Raw genomic sequence first — 17,913 nt, 5'->3', positions numbered from 1 at the left:
GCTCCACCTTTTTCTATCTATTCGTCAAATTTTAACTTTGCTAACGCATCCGCCAAGGCTGTGTTTAGCGGTTCCTCTTTATTTTGTTTCTTCATATAATTCGATACTTCACGTTTAGATACTTTTTGATTTTTATTTTGTCCTTTTCGTTTTTGATAGGACGATAACTTCTCGTGAAAGCCGCATTTACAAGTAAACGTCTGGGCTTCACCTTGCCCCCGCATTTCCATTTTTTTGTGACATTGCGGGCAGCGTGCGTTGGTTACACGTGAAACCCCTTTTCGATATCCACACTCGCGGTCTTGGCAGACAAGCATTTTTCCTTTCTTTCCGTTGACCTCAAGTAACAGCTTTCCACACTCTGGACATTTGCTGCCGGTTACATTATCATGCTTGAATTTTTTGTCGCTTCCTTTAATCTCATCCACAATTTCTTTCGAATATGTTCTCATTTCGCTAATAAACGCCTGTTTTGGCAGCTTTCCTTTAGCGATTGCCGTCAATTTTTGTTCCCATTGAGCGGTAAGTGCCGGCGAACGCAATTCCTCTGGTGCTAGTTCAAGCAGTTGCTTCCCTTTTGATGTCACATGAAGACCTTTTCCTCGTTTTTCAATTAAGAAGCTTTTAAATAACTTTTCGATAATATCTGCACGAGTAGCAACCGTTCCAATCCCGCCTGTTTCACCAAGTGTTTTAATTAAATCCTTACTCTCACCTGCCATGAAACGTGCTGGATTTTCCATCGCCGATAGCAATGTTCCTTCATTAAATGGTTCTGGTGGTTGCGTTGCACCTTCTGTTTGTTTCACTGAAGTAATTGTTAGTTTAGCCCCTTGCTGCAGAGCAGGCAGCAACTGTTCAGCTACATCATCCTTGGTTTCTTCATCCTCAAATTGATGATCATATACTTCCTTCCAACCAGATTTCAACACAACTTTTCCTTTTGCGACAAAGATTTCATCCGCTATTTTTGCTTTAATTGTCGTTTGCTCATATTCAAAAGGAGGGAGAAGAACAGCTAAAAATCGTTTCACCACAAGATCATAAATTTTTGATTCTTTATCACTTAATTTTCCCGGAAGCGGTGTCTGCTCTGTTGGAATAATCGCATGGTGATCCGAAACTTTGCTATCATCAACAAATGATTTATTTACTTTAATGGGCTGGCGCAAAATTTTTGTTGCGACTGGCGCATAAGGCTTAATGCTCACCGCTTGCAATCTTTCTTTTAATGTATCAACAATATCAGATGATAAGAAACGTGAATCAGTTCGCGGATATGTCAGTACTTTATGACTTTCATATAAACGCTGCATAATCGATAATGTCTCTTTTGCTGAATAACCAAATTTCTTATTCGCTTCTCTTTGCAGTTCTGTTAAATCATAGAGCTGCGGGGCAAAGTTCTTTTTATGCGTTTTTTTCACCTCGACAACTTCCGCCTGTTCGTTTCGCAAACGAGCGACAAGTTGACTCGCCTTTTCTCGGTCAAATGTACGAAAATCATTCGTTTTAGCATCTTGCCAAACTAGTTTTAGCTTAGGCTCTGCCATTGCTGTAATTCCATAATACGGCTTCGGCTCGAACTTCTTAATTTCCTCTTCTCGCGCAGCAATCATTGCAAGCGTTGGCGTTTGGACACGGCCGCACGATAATTGAGCATTATGCTTCGTCGTTAACGCACGTGTAGCATTCATCCCAACAAGCCAGTCTGCCTCAGCACGAGCAACAGCAGACGCATATAAATTCTCATATTCTTTGCCGTTTTTTAGCTTATTAAATCCTTCTTTAATAGCCTTATCTGTAACAGAAGAAATCCACAGACGCTTAATCGGCTTCTTCACATTTGCTTTTTCCAAAATCCAGCGTGCTACAAGTTCTCCCTCACGTCCTGCATCGGTTGCGATAACTACCTCAGTTACATCTTTTCGATTCAATTGTGCTTTAACTGCTTGATATTGCTTACCTGTTTGCTTAATGACTACTAATTTTAAAGGTGACGGAAGCATCGGTAAATCTTCTAAACGCCATGATTTATACTTGTCATCATAAGTTTCCGGATCCGCATGAGTCACTAAATGACCTAGCGCCCATGTAACGATATACTTGTCTCCTTCAAAATAACCGTTTCCTTTTTTCCCACACTTCAAGACTTTTGCTATATCTCTTCCGACCGATGGCTTCTCGGCTAGAACAACTGTTTTACTCAATCAAAACATCCTTTCCATTTAAAGCTCACGGCTTGATTATCTCATATTTCAATTAATACTACATTTCTCAATTGGGCAACTGTCGCATCCATTTCTTTCGCGTAAAAAATTGATATCATGGATAACAATTTTTCCAGAATTATTATAAGAAAGAATGCCCTGCTTTCTTAATTCAATTAACATCCGATTCATGCTTTCGCGAGTGCACGCGCAAAAGTCAGCCAAATTTTGATTTGTTAACAACATATCGATTAACATGCCATCACGATGCTCGACTCCGTAACTATTTGCCAAACGGATCAATGTCGAATAAAGAGCACCCTTTCTGCCGTTTAACAAAAGATCCTTTTGTTTCGATTGAATGTTTCTTACATGGTCACTATACCATTTCATAAATTCAAATGTTAACTTCCCATCCAAACTCAATTTTCTTTCAAGCTGATCTTTCTGAATCATCAGTACCTCGCCATCCGCTATTACTTTGGCACTTAATATATATTTTGCATGTTCTGCGAACAAAATGAGTTCTCCTATCAGATCATGTTGCTTACATATTCGTAGTGTCAATTCTCTTCCTTCCATTGTTAGATGATGCAAATGAACCATACCGGATTTAATCAGATACAATTCATTGGCCTCCATCCCTTCTTGAAATAAATATGTATTTTTTTCAATTTTTTTAATTGTCCCGATTTCTTCTAATAATTGAAATAGTTCTTGTGAAAGGAGGCCGCCTCTATTCATATTAGCCTGCATAGTAATCTCTCCTTGTAACTTACCACCCGCTCGCAATGATAAACATCACTATAAAACGATGATAAAAGCTTATAATTAACTTAACATACTAATCCTAAAAATTGTAAGGGGGAAGAATCATGAACAAAAAGCAAGCATTATTTGATCTCTTAAATGCATTACTCGAAGCTGAACGAGCTGGTGTACAGACCGCCAATTACCTTCTAGAAAAACACCAATCAGAAGAGCTGGACGCTCAATATAAACAAGTAAAAAAAGACGAAGCTTGGAGTTGTGCTGGTCTCCACCAAGCAATCTTACGCGAAGGCGGTACTCCGAGCAAACAAACAGGCGCATTTGCTGATAAAGTGATTGCTCTTGAGACTCTACAAGAAAAACTAACTCTCCTCAACAAAGGTCAAGCATGGGTCGCACGAAAAATTGATGAAGCCCTTGCTTATGATATCCACCCTGATACAGAACTATTTTTACAAGAAATGAAAGAGAAACACCACACAAATATTAATGAATTAGATAACTATTTAACAAGGAAATAAGCGTTAACTAAACATGCGTCATTTATATAGACCAATATCTTACATTGGCTCTAGCCTTTTTGTTCTAATCACGAGATAATAAGAGAAATATTGTAAATTATCGGTTCCTATCGAGCTGAAGAAAAGAGGAACAAGAGGTTATAATGAGACGCTTTTTACATTTTATAATTGTTACACTTCTACCATTATGGATTGTTTGTAGTTCTGTGTCGGCCTACTTCTTTCCTGATACTTTTATTCCTATTCGAGAATGGCCTTCTTTTGCCTTAGCTTTTATTTTGTTTACAATGGGGCTAACGCTGTCCATTGATAGCCTGAAGAAAGTAATATCCAAACCGAAAAATGCATTTCTCGGTGTATTGGGGAAATGGACCATCACACTCGGGATTTCTTTTCTGTTAGCAACATTGTTTTTTGCCAATCATCCCGAACTAAAAGCGGGCGTGTTGCTTGCAGGAGCGGTTCCGAGTGGGACAACTGCTAATTTATACACATTTATGGCAGGCGGAACATTAGCGCTTAGTATTATGATGTCGGCGGTTGATACGTTAATTGGACCGTTTTTAACACCCTTGCTTATGAAAGTTACTATCAATAGTACGATTCCGATTGATGCGTTATCAATGTTTAAACAAATGGTGCTTGTCGTATTAGTTCCTATTGCACTTGGACTATTCATTCAATACAAATGGGAGCACTATACCGTAAAAGTGAAACCAATTTTACCGTATCTCTCATCTGTTGCAATCATTATTATTAATTTAGCAATTGTATCGAGTGCACAAGGCATCTTAGAGAAAAATATTAGTCTACTTCCACTTATCTTTTTCTGTGTATTTTTGCAAATTATGATTCCAATGATTCTTGGATATATATACGGAATCTTTTTCAACATGCCAAAATCAGACCGAATTTCGATGTTTTATGAGTTTGGAATCTGTAATACAGCGCTTGCTTCCATCCTTGCTATGCACCATATTAGTCCGATTGCCGCTGTACCAGCTGTTGCAAATATGATTACAAATACATTTTTAGGAGCTCTTATTGCGATTGCGTGGAAGCCATTATCAGAGAAGTGGGAAAGCTACCAAATCAGGAAAAGAGCCATTCTAAAAAATCGAAATGAACAAAAAGAAAAAAGAATAGACTAAGTTACAGCCTTTTCAAATGGGCTTGATAGACTCGCCATTTACTATTAACTTTTATCCCAAACAAACCAAGCCAAAGGAAATTACATCCCCTGGCTTGGTTTTCTTATTCCATCCATAATAAATCGAACTAGATTTTCGACCTCTGCTTCTTCATCCATATCCGAATAAGCAAACTGTAATACAAAACGTGATACGAAGTAACTGCCGACAACATTGAATATCATGTTTAAGAGTGTATCACTTGGTATGTCAATGAGCTCACCACGTTCTTTAAACATCGTAATAACTTTGCTGATGTGCTGCATAATATTTTCGAAAAAGTAAGGTTGTAACTCTTTTCTCAATTCATCATTATATAATAACTCTTTAACTACCACTTGAAATATTTCTTTATTTTCTTTAATAAAAAGGAGTCGATTTTTGATCAAAGCTTTTAAAAAGTCTTCAAAGCAAGCTGCATTTTTGATCATAATCTCGCTAAAAGTCGCTTCTGCCATAGTAGGCAGTGCATCTTTGATAAACGGGAGAATAACCGAAAGCAATAAATTATCCTTCGTTCCATAATGGCGGAAAATTGTACCCTCAGCTACTTGAGCGGATTTTGCTATTTCGCTTGTTGACGTATTGGCATACCCTTTTTCAGCAAATAATTTAACGGCGGTTTCAACGATTTTTCGTTGTTTAGTAGTTTGCTTCTTTGACAATTTCGTTTGGGCGATGATTGCATCTAATAGATTTTCTTTAGACAATTAAGACCACTTCCTTTATCCTCTGGACTTAATTATAACCTACGATACTTTTTCAATGCGAATATATTGAGAATAATAAAGATGACAGCAAAGATAACTAGAGCAAATATATTCCCGCTAATTTCACTTAAACTTAGTCCTTGATACATGACGCCCTTCAAAGCACCTGCCGCATAGTAGATAGGCATAACTTTGCCTACTGCTTGCAGCCAATCCGCCATGCCATCAAGCGGGAGAATACCAGCAAAAAAGATTTGTGGAATCACAACAATAGGAATAAACTGTACCATTTGAAATTCAGACGCAGCAAAGGTAGATAGCAACGTTCCTAAAGAAAGAGCGACTAGTGCCAACAATAAATTAATAAGGATGACATTCCAAACAGCCCCTGCCATAACCACATCTAATACATGAATAGAAAATAGCACGACAATAACGGTTTGAATAACCGCAAATATCCCATAACCGACCAAATATGCCGCTACGATTTCCCCTCTTCGAATAGGAGTTGACATCAACCGTTCCAATGTACCAGTTGTTCTCTCTTTTAACAATCCAATCCCGGAAATTAGAAAAACAAAAAAGAATACAAAGAAACCCACTAAAACAGGACTTAATACATCAAAAAATTCCGTTTCACTGTTCCCGTAAACATACTTGGTATCGATACTGTTTTGCGGCAAATTAACTGATGCAGCATGTTGACCCATTTGCTTTGATTGTGCATGTAATACGGCTTGGTTCACTTTCATTTGTAAAGCTTTAGATGTTGTTGGATCACGATTCAGTAATGTTAATTCTAGTTTTCCATTTTTCATTTTCAGCAAACCATCCAGTTCGTCTTCCACGATTGTTTCCTTATCAGCTTTCTCATACTGTTTCACGTTTATATCTGCTTCTTCTAATACATTTACAAGACTATGATCTACATTTACTACCGCTAATTTAGGGTCAACCGTATTGCCATTAAATAAGAAATACATAAGCGTTAGAATGATTAATGGCGCAACAAATAACAAAGCTAAAGTTCGTTTGTCTCGAAGCATTTGTTGACAAATTCTTTTGACTAACGCCGCTATTCTCATGAATGGCTCCTCCCCGCTTGTAAGAATACCTTATCTAAATTGTCTGCTCCGTAATACGTCTTTAATTCTTGCGGTGTACCTCTTGTTAAAATGACACCATCTCTTACCATTGCTACAAAATCACATTTTTCCGCTTCATCCATAACATGTGTAGTCACGATAATGGTTTTCCCTTCTTCATCCTTCAAACGTAATAATTCATTCCAAATGCTTAATCTTAACTCCGGGTCAATTCCTACCGTTGGTTCATCTAAGATAAGAATTTTTGGATCTTGAATCAAGGCGATGGCAAGAGATAGCCGACGCTTCATTCCCCCTGAGTAAGCAGATACTTTTTTATTTAATTCATTTGTTAAGTTCACTAATTCTGCTGCGTAGGCGATTCGATTCTTCATTTCTGTCTTATTCAATTTGTACAGAGAAGCAAAGAATGTAAGGTTTTCCTTCCCTGTTAGCTCTGCATATAAGGCATCAGCTTGAGCCATATAGCCAATCTCTTGCAGCAGTGCTAGATTAGGCACTTTTTCATTTAATACGTGAATGGTTCCAGAATCAGGCATATCCATGCCAACAATCATTTTTACTAACGTTGTCTTCCCTGCACCTGAGGGACCAATAAATCCATAAATTCGACCTTCCTCAATCTGTAAATCAATCTCATGTAAGACCACTTTTTTACCGAAACGTTTACTAACTTGTTCGATTGCAATGCTGATACTCATATATCATACCTCCATTCACAAAAAAGTGATTGATTACTTACCTTAACTTTACTACGTATTTTATTCGCATCAATAACAATGAATTCCTTTTATTTATGACTAAGTATAATCCAAATCATAAACAAAACCACCGGATAATTAATCGGTGGTTTTGTCGCTTTGTTCCCTATGAAAGATTAATGTGTACCTAAATTTGCATGAGAATCATCATATATAGATAGTTTATCTACAAGCTTTTGACTAATCGCATCTAGCCCCTTAATCGTTACTGCATTGCCGCTTTCTTGATATTTCATCACGACTTTATCAATCGCTCCTACAGCCGAGTCATCCCATATATGAGAGTTTGAGAAGTCAATAATGATATTGGACTGTTTAACGGTAAAGTCAAACGAGTCTACAAAGCCTTCAACAGAAGCAAAGAATAATTGACCTTCGACATCAAATACTAAGTTTTGATTTACGTTACGTTTCGTTACTTTAATCTTAGAAATTTTAGCTGCAAAGAAAATAGCGCTTAAAATAACACCTGCAATGACACCTTTTGATAAATCATGCGTGGCTACTACGATAGATACCGTAGCTAGCATGACTACTGCATCACTTTTTGGTGCTTTTCTTAAATAAGAGAAAGAAGACCAATCAAATGTTCCAATGCAGACCATAATCATAATTCCAACTAGAACAGGCATTGGAATCTGCACGACTACATCGCCTAATACAATGATTAAAAACATTAAAAATATACCTGCAATAAAAGTAGATAAACGGCCGCGTCCACCTGATTTTACATTAATGACAGACTGCCCAATCATCGCACAACCTGCCATTCCTCCAAAGAAACCAGTCACGATATTCGCAATACCTTGTCCTCTAGCTTCTTTATTTTTGTCACTTTCCGTCCCCGTCATATCATCAACGATTGAAGCCGTCAGTAAAGACTCTAATAAACCTACAATAGCTAAAGCAATAGAATACGGAAAAATAATGCTCAACGTTTCAAATGTTAACGGTACGTCTGGTATAAAAAACGTCGGTAATGATTGTGTTATCGTACCTAAATCGCCAACCGTACGCAGCTCCACATCTGAATAAATCTCAATAATGGTTAATAAAATAATCGCTATTAACGGAGCCGGAATGGACTTAATAAATTTAGGCACTACATATACAATCACTAATGTAATGGCGACAAAAACATATGTCATAGTGGAAACTCCAATAAAATGAGGCACCTGTGCCATGAAAATTAAAATAGCTAAGGCATTAACAAAACCAATCATGACCGCTCTCGGAATAAATTTCATCAATTTAGCTATTTTACATACACCAAAAATAATTTGAATAATTCCTGTTAAAAGGGTTGCTGCGAACAAATAGTTCAATCCATGTTCCTTTACTAAAGGGAGCATTAATAATGCCATGGCCCCGGTTGCAGCTGAAATCATTCCCGGCCTTCCGCCAGCAAATGCAATAATAACTGCCATAGTAAAAGAAGCATACAGCCCAACCATGGGGTCTACTCCTGCGATAATGGAGAAGGCAATAGCTTCCGGAATTAATGCTAATGCCACAACAATCCCAGAAAGAACATCTCCTCTAATATTTGAAAACCATTCTTTTTTCAACTTTTCTGTCATGTTAGTTATTTACACCTCACGTAGATTTTTTCGACTTTTACTTCTCCTAAAAGTCAAGAATCGATAATTGATAGAATGAGTTTATCACCACACGCCCCAAAAAGGAACTATTTTGGGAAATTTTTATTAAAGAAATTTTTTATGATATGATACACTAAACAAAGGATTGTTAGGAGAATATACAATGTTAATCGGGTATATGAGGCCTTCCCAAGAAGATCCAAACTGTGAAATGCAACATAGCTATTTAACAGAGATCAATTGTCAAACTATCATTTTAGAAGAGCATTCCTCAGCTAAAAAAAGAGTGCAATTACATCATATGCTAGATCATCTCAATCAAGGTGACAAAATAGTCATTACCAAGCTTTTCACTATTGCTGATTCCACACGTCATTTAGTGGAAGTATTAGATGTAATCGCTGCTAAAGGAGCTCACCTTCACTCTATTTCAGAAGGAATCGATACAAGCAGAACTTCAGGATACAGTTTTAATGAAATCGCGAAGCACCTCTTGGAATTTCAAAGTGACGTAATTAGCGAAAGAACTAAACAAGGCATAGATAGAGCGAAGCAAAAAGGAGCTACCCCAGGCAGACCAAGAAAGCCTGACGAAAATGTAACACGTGCTATTATTATGTATCAAAGTAAAAAATATAGTCTGGCTGAGATTAAAGCTGAAACAGGGATTAGTAAGTCAACTCTATATCGTTATCTAGAAAATTGAAATCATTTGTCTTCCTTTCTCAAACGAAAGCTTTAGCAAAAGCTAAAAAGTATAACCTGCTCCCTCTCGTTGATATTGATGAATAAAAAAGACACCATGTTGAGTTGAAGTTCATAACCTCACTCGAATGGTGTCTTTTTTCAATTAGTTATTAATATACTTCTCAAACACATCTCCAAAATCTTTTAAATGATACTGTTCATGAACCGATGTTAACCAGGTAAAGCCAAAGTCGGTTAACTCTTTGTACGTATCAGCTAATTTGTTATCATCTGTTCTTGAGTTTTGAAGAATACTCACCGCTTTATCTAAGCTTCGTGAACCCATTTCTAAGTAAATCTTATTCTCATAAGTGATTTCAGCAATACGCAGCAGTGATTTATATAAATCCTTCAGCTGTTCAATTTGATCTTTGCGTACATCGATATCAAATTGAACATTGCCGATTGTAAATTTAATCTCTACATCCATATCAATTTTTCCGGCTGTTTCAAGAAGCACATTAGAAATGGCATATTGCGAATATGGGTAGCGCTTCAATGTTCTTTTCGAAGAAACCGCACTTGCTCCATCCACATGAATAAGCGCTAAGTTTGTAAAGCAATATTCATCCGCTTTCGTCTTAATTAAAAAGTAGATTTTTTCGTTATCTTCATGCATGACATAATCATCAGCATCTGTTTTATCGTAATCAGAAGGGGAAATAATTTTACCAATATCAGATAGACCTAACGCATCCGCAGCAATTTTTTTAAACATTGTATAAGTGCCTCCTTATTCTTTTCATCTCCTTCATTTTACCAACAACCCATATACATTTATATGGTGTTTTAGTAGGGTTATGCTCTATATGAATGATAAAAAAACATGAGCCTCATTCAGACTCATGTTTTCATATCTTCTCAATCTATAATGTCCACAATCTTGTTCAAGCCACGTTTCAATTGCTCAAGCGATGGATTTGTAAACGCCAAACGGAAGTAATTTTCATACATTCCTGTCCCGCTCATCCAATTTCCTGGAACAAGCGATACATCAGGCAGAGCTAAGTCGAGGAGCCTTTCCGAGGAAAGTCCATGCTCTAACTTGCACCATGCAAAAATGCCGCCTTCCGGTATTTGCACACTAACCGCTTTTGATTTACTAAAAGCCTCCTGAACCATGTCTACCCTTATCTTATACGCCTTTCTGACGCGTTGTAAATGAGGAGCTAAACGCCCTTCAGATAAGAATGTATACACGGCTGCTTGTGTTAAAACATTACTATGTAAATCAATACGCTGCTTAACTTTCGTTAGGTTTGCAATAATCCCCTCTGGTGCAACGACCACTGCTACACGAAGTTCTGGAAATAAGTATTTTGAGAATGATCGAAGATAAATAATCATGCCATCCTCATCCATCGTCTTTAACGGAGGAGCTGGTTTTTTTCCGTAATAAAGTAAACTTGTTGGATCATCTTCTATTAGTAGGACATCATACTTTTTAGCAAGAGTTAATAAATCTTTTCTTCGTTGTTGTGACATCACGATCCCAGTCGGATTATGGAAAGTAGGATTTAGATAGATAAACTTCACAGGAAAGTTCCTTAGTAACTGTTCTAAATTATCTAATTTAATTCCTTCCTTATCTAACGTTATTCTCAAAATTTCCGCTCCGCTTGCAGTAAAGGCATCAGAAGCAACCTGAAATCCCGGCTCTTCGACGATGACATAATCTCCTGGACCTAAAAACAGTCTGCTGATAAGATCCAATCCTTGCATCGCTCCAGAAACAATCATCATTTCACTTTTTTTCGGATATAATCCGCTTTCTTTTAGCCATTCCAGCATATAGGAATGCAGCGGTCCATATCCTTGTGTAGGAGAGGGGAGTTGTATAAGCTTTGGATGTTCTCGTAAACATTCGGCTAAACACTCGCTTATCTCAATACCAGGATGAATCTCAGGAGCAGTACCTGCCCTTGCTAACTGAATAGATTCTGAGTTTTGTCCAAACTTTATAATCGCTTCTAATCCGTGATTCATCGTATCTGTTTCATACACGAAGTTGGATTGCCACTTAGTCTTAGCGCTAATTCTCCCTCGGCGCGGCCCACGCATAATAAAAGTCCCGCTCCCCTGTTGACTGCGAATAATCCCCTTCGTTTTCATATCTTCATTAGCCAATGTAATCGTCATTCGACTCACTTGCAAGTAATCTGCCAATTTTCTTTCTGATGGCAAACGAGTACCTGGCTTCAGCTTGCCTTGATAGACCATTTTTTCAACTTGCTCAGATATTTGTTTATATAACGGAAGCTTGTGCTCACTATTGAGTTGAATATCTTGCCAAAATACAGTCATGAGAGCCTCCCTTCTGTTTTAACCCATTAAACCTGGAAGCCATAATGACAGAGCTGGAATATAAGTAACTAAAAGTAAAACGACCATTGCAACTAAAAGGAATGGAATAACCCCTATTGAAACCTGTTTTAAGGAGAGTCCTGTCAATCCACAGGCCACATATAAATCTAATCCTACAGGCGGCGTTACTAAACCAATCGCTAAATTCAATGTCATTAGCACACCAAAATGAATAGGGTCGATTTCCATCGCTACAAGAATCGGTAAAAAGATTGGCAGGAAAATATAGTACGCAGAAATAGCATCAACAAACATCCCTGCAATCAGTAAAATAATTGTAATTACTAATAGAATCGTATATTTATTGTCGGCAAATCCCATTAGCATGTTAGCCATTTCTTCAGCAATTCCCTCTACTGTAAGCAACCAAGCAAAAGAAGAAGCCGCTGCAACGATTAGCATAATCATAGATGTATTCTTCGCAGACTCAATTAATAAACCTGGAATTTGTTTTAAATTAAATTCTTTATAAATAAATAAACCAACAAATAAACCATAAAATACAGCAACAATCGCTGATTCAGTAGGTGTAAATAAGCCCGAGTAAATCCCACCTAGGATAATTAAAGGTGCCATTAACCCCCAAGAAGCCTCTTTGAACGCTTTCCATCTTTCTTGACGGCTTGCCTTCGGTAATGTTGGAATATCATGCTTTCTCGCTATTACATATCCAGTAATCGCCAAAAACAGACCCATTAATAAACCAGGAACAATACCTGCAATAAATAATTTACCAATTGAAACTTCTGCAACGACCCCATAAACAACATAAGCAATACTTGGCGGAAGAACAATCCCCATCCCACCAGCCGTTGCAAGTAATCCTGCTGATTGGTCTTGTCGATATCCTTGCTTTACCATAGCTGGAATGACAATCGCACCGACAGCAGCCATTGTTGCTGGACCGGAACCTGACATGGAAGCAAAGAAAGTAGCTGCAATAACGGCCACAATTGCCATGCCGCCTCGATAATGGCCCGTCATTGCTTGAGCAAAGGCAATTAAACGTTTAGAAATTCCGGCTCTCTCCATAATCAATCCCGCTAAAAAGAAGAAAGGAATTGCAAGTAATGTAAATTTGGTCATCGATGAAAACATCGTAGACGGTAAAGATGGTAACGGTAATTCAAACGCAAACATTGTAATAACCGTGGATAACCCAAGAGCAACCGCTATTGGTACATTTAAAAATAATAATATAAAAAAGCTGGCAAATAAACAAATCGCTGTTGCACTCATGACTTCATTCTCCCTCTAATCGTTTTAATTTCCAAGATACACCCTTCCCAGAAACGAAGAACGCATAGAAAGGAACCGAGTGGAACTGATAAACCCATAATCCATTCATCTAATCCTAAAGCTGGCGTTTTTTGCTGATATTCATATTGCTGCATCACCATTTCTAGTCCAAACCAAAACAGAACAATAAAGAATACAGTTGTTAAACAACCAATTAAGATAGCGACAATTATTTGCAATTTTGGCGGCAAATAATCTGTTAATAAACTAAAACCCAAATGCCCTTTTTCTCTGGCAAGTAAAGACGCTCCGATAAAGATTGCATAAGCAAATAAATTTGTTGTTAACTCTTCTGTCATTGAAAGCGACGTATTTAAAAAGTATCTAGATAATACGTTAGCCATCGTCAACCCAGAAATGACAATCATTAAAATAGCTAACAACCACTCCTCTAGCCTAACAAAGATTTTCACTGTACTTCCCCCATCTTGGTTAAATAAGAAAAGACCCGAAAGGAAATTTGCTTCCTTCCGAGTACTTTTTCGACAAGCTGCTTACATTGCTAAGGTCTTATTCAGCACGGAACGCATCTAAGAATTCTTTCCCGATTACTTTCTCATATTGGTCAATAACTGGAGCAGATTTCTCTTGGAAAGCAGCAATTTGCTCCGGTGTTAATTCTGTTACCTTCATGCCTTGCTCTTTTAACTCAGCTAGAATTTCTTTATCCTTTTCACGATTTAATTGAATTTGGTATTGTGCAGCTTCTTCAGCTGTTTCTTTTAGAATTTTTTGTGTTTCTTTATCTAAGCCATCATACAGCTCTTTATTAATACCAAATACAAGCGGATCGTACATGTAATTCCAAATTGTTAAATACTCTTGAACCTCAGATAATTTATTATTCAGAATAATTGGCAGTGGATTTTCTTGTCCATCAATTACACCTTGTTGAAGAGAAGTAAACACTTCTGACCAGTTCATAACCGTTGGATCTGCACCGAATTGCTTATATGTATCAACCATTGCCTCCATGGAAGGTGTTCGAACTTTTAATTTTGTTAAATCTTCGGGTGTTTCAATTGCATGTTCACTATTCGTAATTTGACGATATCCGTTTTCACCAAATGCTAAAGGCTCAATCCCTTTACTGCGAATTAACTCTTTTAATTTTTCTCCACCTTCACCATTCATTACTTTATCTGCTTGCTCATAATTTGGAATTAACCAAGGTAACGAAGGTGCTGCAAATTTTGGATCTAGTACGTTATAAATAATCATGGAGTGAATAGAAGCTTCTGTTGAACCATTTTGAACAGCCTCTAAACCTTTAGGTTGGTTACCATTCGAAAGAGATTCATTTGCATATAATTTAATGTTAATTTTTCCATCAGATTCTTCTTTGGCAAGCTCGGCCCATTTATTAACACCTTGCCCCCAAGTATCTTGCTCAGATACAGAAATACTTACCTTCACATTTAATTGATCATCCTTTTCTCCGCTGCTACTGTTAGAGCAACCTGCAAGGCCAAGTGCAAGCAACGCAGCCGCTCCCCATTTCATATACTTTTTCATTCTTTTGTTTCCCCCTCTTTTGCATACGCTTTCACTTAATATTTAGAATATTATAAAAAAATAACATTGGATATAACCAATTTTTCAATTGGACTTATACAGTTACAGTTTACTAACGCAGTACTATAACAGTTTAATTTTATTTCCATATATAACTTCCTAGTTTAGATAGTAATCTACTATATATTTTAGTATGATAATTCGTAGGGATTTTGCATATTATTTAGGAGGTTCACAAACAGAATGAGCTTACTTTCTATAGATAAATTAGGCCATAGCTTTGGCGATCGTACATTATTTAAAGATGTTTCTTTTCGGCTGTTAGCCGGTGAACACGTTGGATTAGTTGGCGCAAATGGCGTTGGAAAATCAACGATGATGAATATTATTACAGGTCAATTAATTCACGATACAGGCCGCGTTGAATGGACACCTGGCGTACAATATGGCTACCTTGATCAACATACTGTATTATCGAGAGGAAAAACCATTCGTGACGTATTAAGAGATGCTTTCCTTCCTCTTTTTGAGCAGGAAAAGGCGCTGAATGAAGTAACGGAAAAGATGGCGACCGCTACACCTGAGGAATTGGAAACACTGCTTGAAGAAATGGGCATTATTCAAGATAAACTAGAGGCTGGCGGTTTTTATAATCTTGATATAAAAATTGAAGATGCCGCTCGTGGTTTAGGACTAGACGCTATTGGCCTTGACCGTGATGTTTCTGCACTAAGCGGCGGACAGCGCACGAAAGTTTTATTGGCAAAACTATTACTAGAACAACCTGAAGTTTTACTATTGGACGAACCAACGAACTACTTAGATGTTGAACATATTCGTTGGCTAAGCAGCTATTTAAAAGAATATCCACATGCGTTTCTATTAATTTCGCATGATACAGAGTTTATGAACGGTGTTGTTGATGTCATTTTCCATCTAGAATTTTCAAAATTAACGCGTTATACTGCGACTTATGAGAAATTCCTAGAGCTTGCAGAAATCAACAAAAATCAACATATTAATGCCTATGAAAAGCAAAAAGAGTTTATTAAAAAGCAAGAAGACTTCATCGCGAAAAATAAAGCGCGCTACTCAACAACTGGTCGTGCAAAAAGCCGTCAAAAGCAATTGGATCGAATCGAACGTATTGATCGCCCGGAAACAGCGATGAAACCAACATTCGATTTTAAAGAATCACGTGCTAGCAGCCGCTATGTATTTGAAGGGGAAAATTTAGAAATTGGCTATGACCGCCCTCTTCTACCAAACCTGACAATGAATATTGAACGCGGGGAAAAAATTGCTGTAGTTGGCTGTAATGGTGTTGGTAAATCGACATTATTAAAAACGATTCTTGGTAAAATTGAGCCGCTTAGCGGAAAAAGACAACTCGGTGACTTCTTATTCCCATCTTATTTCGAGCAAGAAGTAAAAGCTGGCAGCACAACACCGATTGATGAAGTATGGAATGCCTTCCCACACTTAGATCAACCGCAAGTCCGTGCTATTCTCGCTCGTGTTGGTCTGAAAAACGAACATATTATGCGTCCGATGAATCAACTAAGCGGTGGAGAGCAAGCGAAGGTCCGTATTTGTAAATTAATGCTCACAGAAAGTAACTGGCTTCTATTTGACGAGCCGACTAATCATTTAGATGTTGTTGCTAAAGAAGAATTAAAACGGGCGATGAAAGAATATAAAGGAACCATCCTCCTTGTCTGTCACGAGCCTGACTTCTATGAAGATTGGGTCACAAAAGTATGGGATGTAGAGGAATGGTCAAATCAATAAGTAAAAAGGGGCTGTCCATTTGATGGACAGCCCTCTTTCGTGGATAAATTGTAAAAGTTATTGATAAATGAATGATTTCAGTAGATAAAATGGAATTTGCGTCGATAAATCAGAAAAAGTCGTCGATTAAAGCGCAATCTTAAGCACGCTCAGCGACTAGTGTATAGGTTTTCGGTAATCCAATATCATGCAGCTTATGATTCGGTTCTTCTTCTAACACTTTAATGACAAGCCCTGACTGAGCGGCAGCTGTAATTAATTCCCCAATTGTCCATTTTCTTTGTACCACTTGTGCCAGTGTCTCTTTTGCATCATCTGGCATATGTTTTGTAAACGCAACAGGATTTTTCTCCATTGTCGGTGTGAAGTAATTCCCCGTGACTTTATGTTTTTTACCTGTAGACGTAATCAGTTTTGTCGAAATTGGATGAAATTCATGCAGAACAAACAAACCACCCGGCTTTAACATCGCTTTCACTTTTTCAAATAACGGATGTAGGTCAATTAAATAATGCAGAACACCAAGTTCCATTAATACAATATCTTGATTGCTGTTAAGGTGCTCTTCTTGTAAAGATAAAATATCTGAAACAACATACGTTATATCGACATTTGCAGCTGTTGCTAATTCATTAGCAAACGTAGCATTTTCTTTTGAAAAGTCAACCACCTTCACATCTGCTCCTAAAAGAGAAAGCGCAACAGCTTTGACTCCATTTGACCCCATTAAATGAGTGATTTTCTTTCCCTGCACGTCATGCAAATATTTATAAAATGGATGTAAGCGCCATTTTAGATTTTGCATAATCTTTTCAGCAAGCTCTGCTGGCTCGCCGTATCGATTCACTAAAGCGATGTAATTATTCTGATTCCACGCTTGTTCATTTTTGGCTGTAAATCCTTGCTGTTCTTTCATTAAATAGTCATGAATTTCTTTCTCATAAGCGGCCATTTCTTCATCATATAAATAACTATATAGAGAACGGCACCAAAGCTCCTGATTATCGAAACGATACGAAATTCGGTACGGGTCTGTTTTAATGGTTGTATTAAATAAACAACTGACCCTTATGGAAATATGCTCTTGCTCCAAGTGAGCTACGGCTCGTTCCACTGTTTTTTCGATATTAGACAATGAATAAGCGTGTAATGTATCACACGCTTCTTTAAACAAGTCCCATTGAACGGCTACTTCAATCTCACTATAATCATGTAAGCGGACTTGCTGAACGACTAAAGCGGCTTGACCGATAAATTGATAAGGAATCGATGCTTCTTCAAGCGCTTGTCCAATCTGTTGCACTGTATGTACATATGAAATTTCCAT

At 37.5% G+C, this 17,913-nt stretch carries 16 protein-coding genes; 4 read left to right on the top strand and 12 right to left on the bottom strand.

Annotation, left to right across the window (positions count from 1 at the left end; genetic code table 11):
* Positions 1-17: 17 nt before the first annotated feature.
* Entirely contained in the window at positions 18-2,210 is a 2,193-nt protein-coding gene (locus ACE199_RS12610) for a DNA topoisomerase III (RefSeq protein ID WP_375350088.1), read from the bottom strand.
* A gap of 48 nt (positions 2,211-2,258) precedes the next feature.
* The gene (locus ACE199_RS12605) at positions 2,259-2,966 is read right to left on the bottom strand and encodes a Crp/Fnr family transcriptional regulator (protein ID WP_375350086.1); all 708 of its coding nucleotides are present in this window, start codon (positions 2,964-2,966) and stop codon (positions 2,259-2,261) included.
* Between the two features lie 119 nt (positions 2,967-3,085).
* Between ACE199_RS12605 and ACE199_RS12600 the strand changes: the two genes are divergently transcribed.
* Positions 3,086-3,502 carry a DUF6306 domain-containing protein gene (locus ACE199_RS12600; RefSeq protein ID WP_375350085.1) on the top strand — a complete coding sequence of 139 codons (417 nt, stop codon included), beginning with the start codon at positions 3,086-3,088 and terminating at the stop codon, positions 3,500-3,502.
* 143 nt (positions 3,503-3,645) lie between these two features.
* Positions 3,646-4,653, top strand: a complete 1,008-nt coding sequence (locus ACE199_RS12595; protein ID WP_375350084.1) for a bile acid:sodium symporter family protein — start codon at positions 3,646-3,648, stop codon at positions 4,651-4,653.
* Between the two features lie 80 nt (positions 4,654-4,733).
* On the opposite strand, the gene ACE199_RS12590 is transcribed toward ACE199_RS12595, so the two are convergent.
* The 4 genes from ACE199_RS12590 to ACE199_RS12575 form a co-directional block, all read right to left on the bottom strand.
* Positions 4,734-5,402 carry a TetR/AcrR family transcriptional regulator gene (locus ACE199_RS12590; RefSeq protein ID WP_375350083.1) on the bottom strand — a complete coding sequence of 223 codons (669 nt, stop codon included), beginning with the start codon at positions 5,400-5,402 and terminating at the stop codon, positions 4,734-4,736.
* 32 nt (positions 5,403-5,434) lie between these two features.
* Positions 5,435-6,487: an ABC transporter permease gene (locus tag ACE199_RS12585; RefSeq protein WP_375350082.1), complete on the bottom strand. Its 1,053-nt coding sequence runs from the start codon at positions 6,485-6,487 to the stop codon at positions 5,435-5,437.
* The gene (locus ACE199_RS12580; protein ID WP_252287790.1) at positions 6,484-7,209 is read right to left on the bottom strand and encodes an ABC transporter ATP-binding protein; all 726 of its coding nucleotides are present in this window, start codon (positions 7,207-7,209) and stop codon (positions 6,484-6,486) included. The genes ACE199_RS12585 and ACE199_RS12580 overlap by 4 nt, the downstream gene beginning before the upstream one ends.
* A 176-nt stretch (positions 7,210-7,385) precedes the next feature.
* Positions 7,386-8,849, bottom strand: coding sequence for a SulP family inorganic anion transporter (locus ACE199_RS12575; protein ID WP_375350081.1), 1,464 nt, complete (start codon positions 8,847-8,849; stop codon positions 7,386-7,388).
* Positions 8,850-9,033: 184 nt separating this feature from the next.
* Between ACE199_RS12575 and ACE199_RS12570 the strand changes: the two genes are divergently transcribed.
* Positions 9,034-9,576: a recombinase family protein gene (locus ACE199_RS12570; RefSeq protein WP_375350080.1), complete on the top strand. Its 543-nt coding sequence runs from the start codon at positions 9,034-9,036 to the stop codon at positions 9,574-9,576.
* 144 nt (positions 9,577-9,720) lie between these two features.
* Here ACE199_RS12570 and ACE199_RS12565 read toward each other — a convergent pair whose 3' ends face one another.
* The 5 genes from ACE199_RS12565 to ACE199_RS12545 form a co-directional block, all read right to left on the bottom strand.
* Positions 9,721-10,335, bottom strand: coding sequence for a PH domain-containing protein (locus tag ACE199_RS12565; protein ID WP_375350079.1), 615 nt, complete (start codon positions 10,333-10,335; stop codon positions 9,721-9,723).
* 143 nt (positions 10,336-10,478) lie between these two features.
* Positions 10,479-11,921 (bottom strand): MocR-like pyridoxine biosynthesis transcription factor PdxR, encoded by a 1,443-nt coding sequence (gene pdxR, locus ACE199_RS12560; RefSeq protein WP_375350078.1) that lies wholly within the window; start codon positions 11,919-11,921, stop codon positions 10,479-10,481.
* A gap of 18 nt (positions 11,922-11,939) precedes the next feature.
* On the bottom strand, positions 11,940-13,220 hold the full coding sequence (locus tag ACE199_RS12555; RefSeq protein WP_375350077.1) for a TRAP transporter large permease: 1,281 nt from the start codon (positions 13,218-13,220) through the stop codon (positions 11,940-11,942).
* Positions 13,217-13,693, bottom strand: coding sequence for a TRAP transporter small permease (locus ACE199_RS12550; RefSeq protein ID WP_375350076.1), 477 nt, complete (start codon positions 13,691-13,693; stop codon positions 13,217-13,219). The genes ACE199_RS12555 and ACE199_RS12550 overlap by 4 nt, the downstream gene beginning before the upstream one ends.
* Before the next feature lie 97 nt (positions 13,694-13,790).
* Positions 13,791-14,795, bottom strand: coding sequence for a DctP family TRAP transporter solute-binding subunit (locus ACE199_RS12545; RefSeq protein ID WP_375350075.1), 1,005 nt, complete (start codon positions 14,793-14,795; stop codon positions 13,791-13,793).
* 243 nt (positions 14,796-15,038) lie between these two features.
* Between ACE199_RS12545 and ACE199_RS12540 the strand changes: the two genes are divergently transcribed.
* Positions 15,039-16,586, top strand: coding sequence for an ABC-F family ATP-binding cassette domain-containing protein (locus tag ACE199_RS12540; RefSeq protein ID WP_375350074.1), 1,548 nt, complete (start codon positions 15,039-15,041; stop codon positions 16,584-16,586).
* A 139-nt stretch (positions 16,587-16,725) separates the two neighbouring features.
* Here the strand turns inward: ACE199_RS12540 and ACE199_RS12535 are convergent, their stop codons facing one another.
* On the bottom strand, positions 16,726-17,913 hold the full coding sequence (locus ACE199_RS12535; protein ID WP_375350073.1) for a class I SAM-dependent methyltransferase: 1,188 nt from the start codon (positions 17,911-17,913) through the stop codon (positions 16,726-16,728).

Origin of the sequence: Peribacillus sp. Hz7, from assembly GCF_042136355.1 — a bacterium.
Taxonomy (GTDB): Bacteria; Bacillota; Bacilli; order Bacillales; family DSM-1321; genus Peribacillus; species Peribacillus asahii_A.
The sequence above is the reverse complement of the archived record's forward strand: the minus strand, read 5'-3'. Positions and strand labels throughout refer to the sequence as shown.

Coding starts and splice junctions, on each gene's coding strand:
- ACE199_RS12605 (WP_375350086.1), bottom strand. CDS start 2,966: ATGCAGGCTAATATGAATAGAGGCGGCCTCCTTTCACAAGAACTATTT.
- ACE199_RS12600 (WP_375350085.1), top strand. CDS start 3,086: ATGAACAAAAAGCAAGCATTATTTGATCTCTTAAATGCATTACTCGAA.
- ACE199_RS12595 (WP_375350084.1), top strand. CDS start 3,646: ATGAGACGCTTTTTACATTTTATAATTGTTACACTTCTACCATTATGG.
- ACE199_RS12585 (WP_375350082.1), bottom strand. CDS start 6,487: ATGAGAATAGCGGCGTTAGTCAAAAGAATTTGTCAACAAATGCTTCGA.
- ACE199_RS12580 (WP_252287790.1), bottom strand. CDS start 7,209: ATGAGTATCAGCATTGCAATCGAACAAGTTAGTAAACGTTTCGGTAAA.
- ACE199_RS12575 (WP_375350081.1), bottom strand. CDS start 8,849: ATGACAGAAAAGTTGAAAAAAGAATGGTTTTCAAATATTAGAGGAGAT.
- ACE199_RS12570 (WP_375350080.1), top strand. CDS start 9,034: ATGTTAATCGGGTATATGAGGCCTTCCCAAGAAGATCCAAACTGTGAA.
- ACE199_RS12565 (WP_375350079.1), bottom strand. CDS start 10,335: ATGTTTAAAAAAATTGCTGCGGATGCGTTAGGTCTATCTGATATTGGT.
- pdxR (WP_375350078.1), bottom strand. CDS start 11,921: ATGACTGTATTTTGGCAAGATATTCAACTCAATAGTGAGCACAAGCTT.
- ACE199_RS12555 (WP_375350077.1), bottom strand. CDS start 13,220: ATGAGTGCAACAGCGATTTGTTTATTTGCCAGCTTTTTTATATTATTA.
- ACE199_RS12545 (WP_375350075.1), bottom strand. CDS start 14,795: ATGAAAAAGTATATGAAATGGGGAGCGGCTGCGTTGCTTGCACTTGGC.
- ACE199_RS12540 (WP_375350074.1), top strand. CDS start 15,039: ATGAGCTTACTTTCTATAGATAAATTAGGCCATAGCTTTGGCGATCGT.
- ACE199_RS12535 (WP_375350073.1), bottom strand. CDS start 17,913: ATGGAAATTTCATATGTACATACAGTGCAACAGATTGGACAAGCGCTT.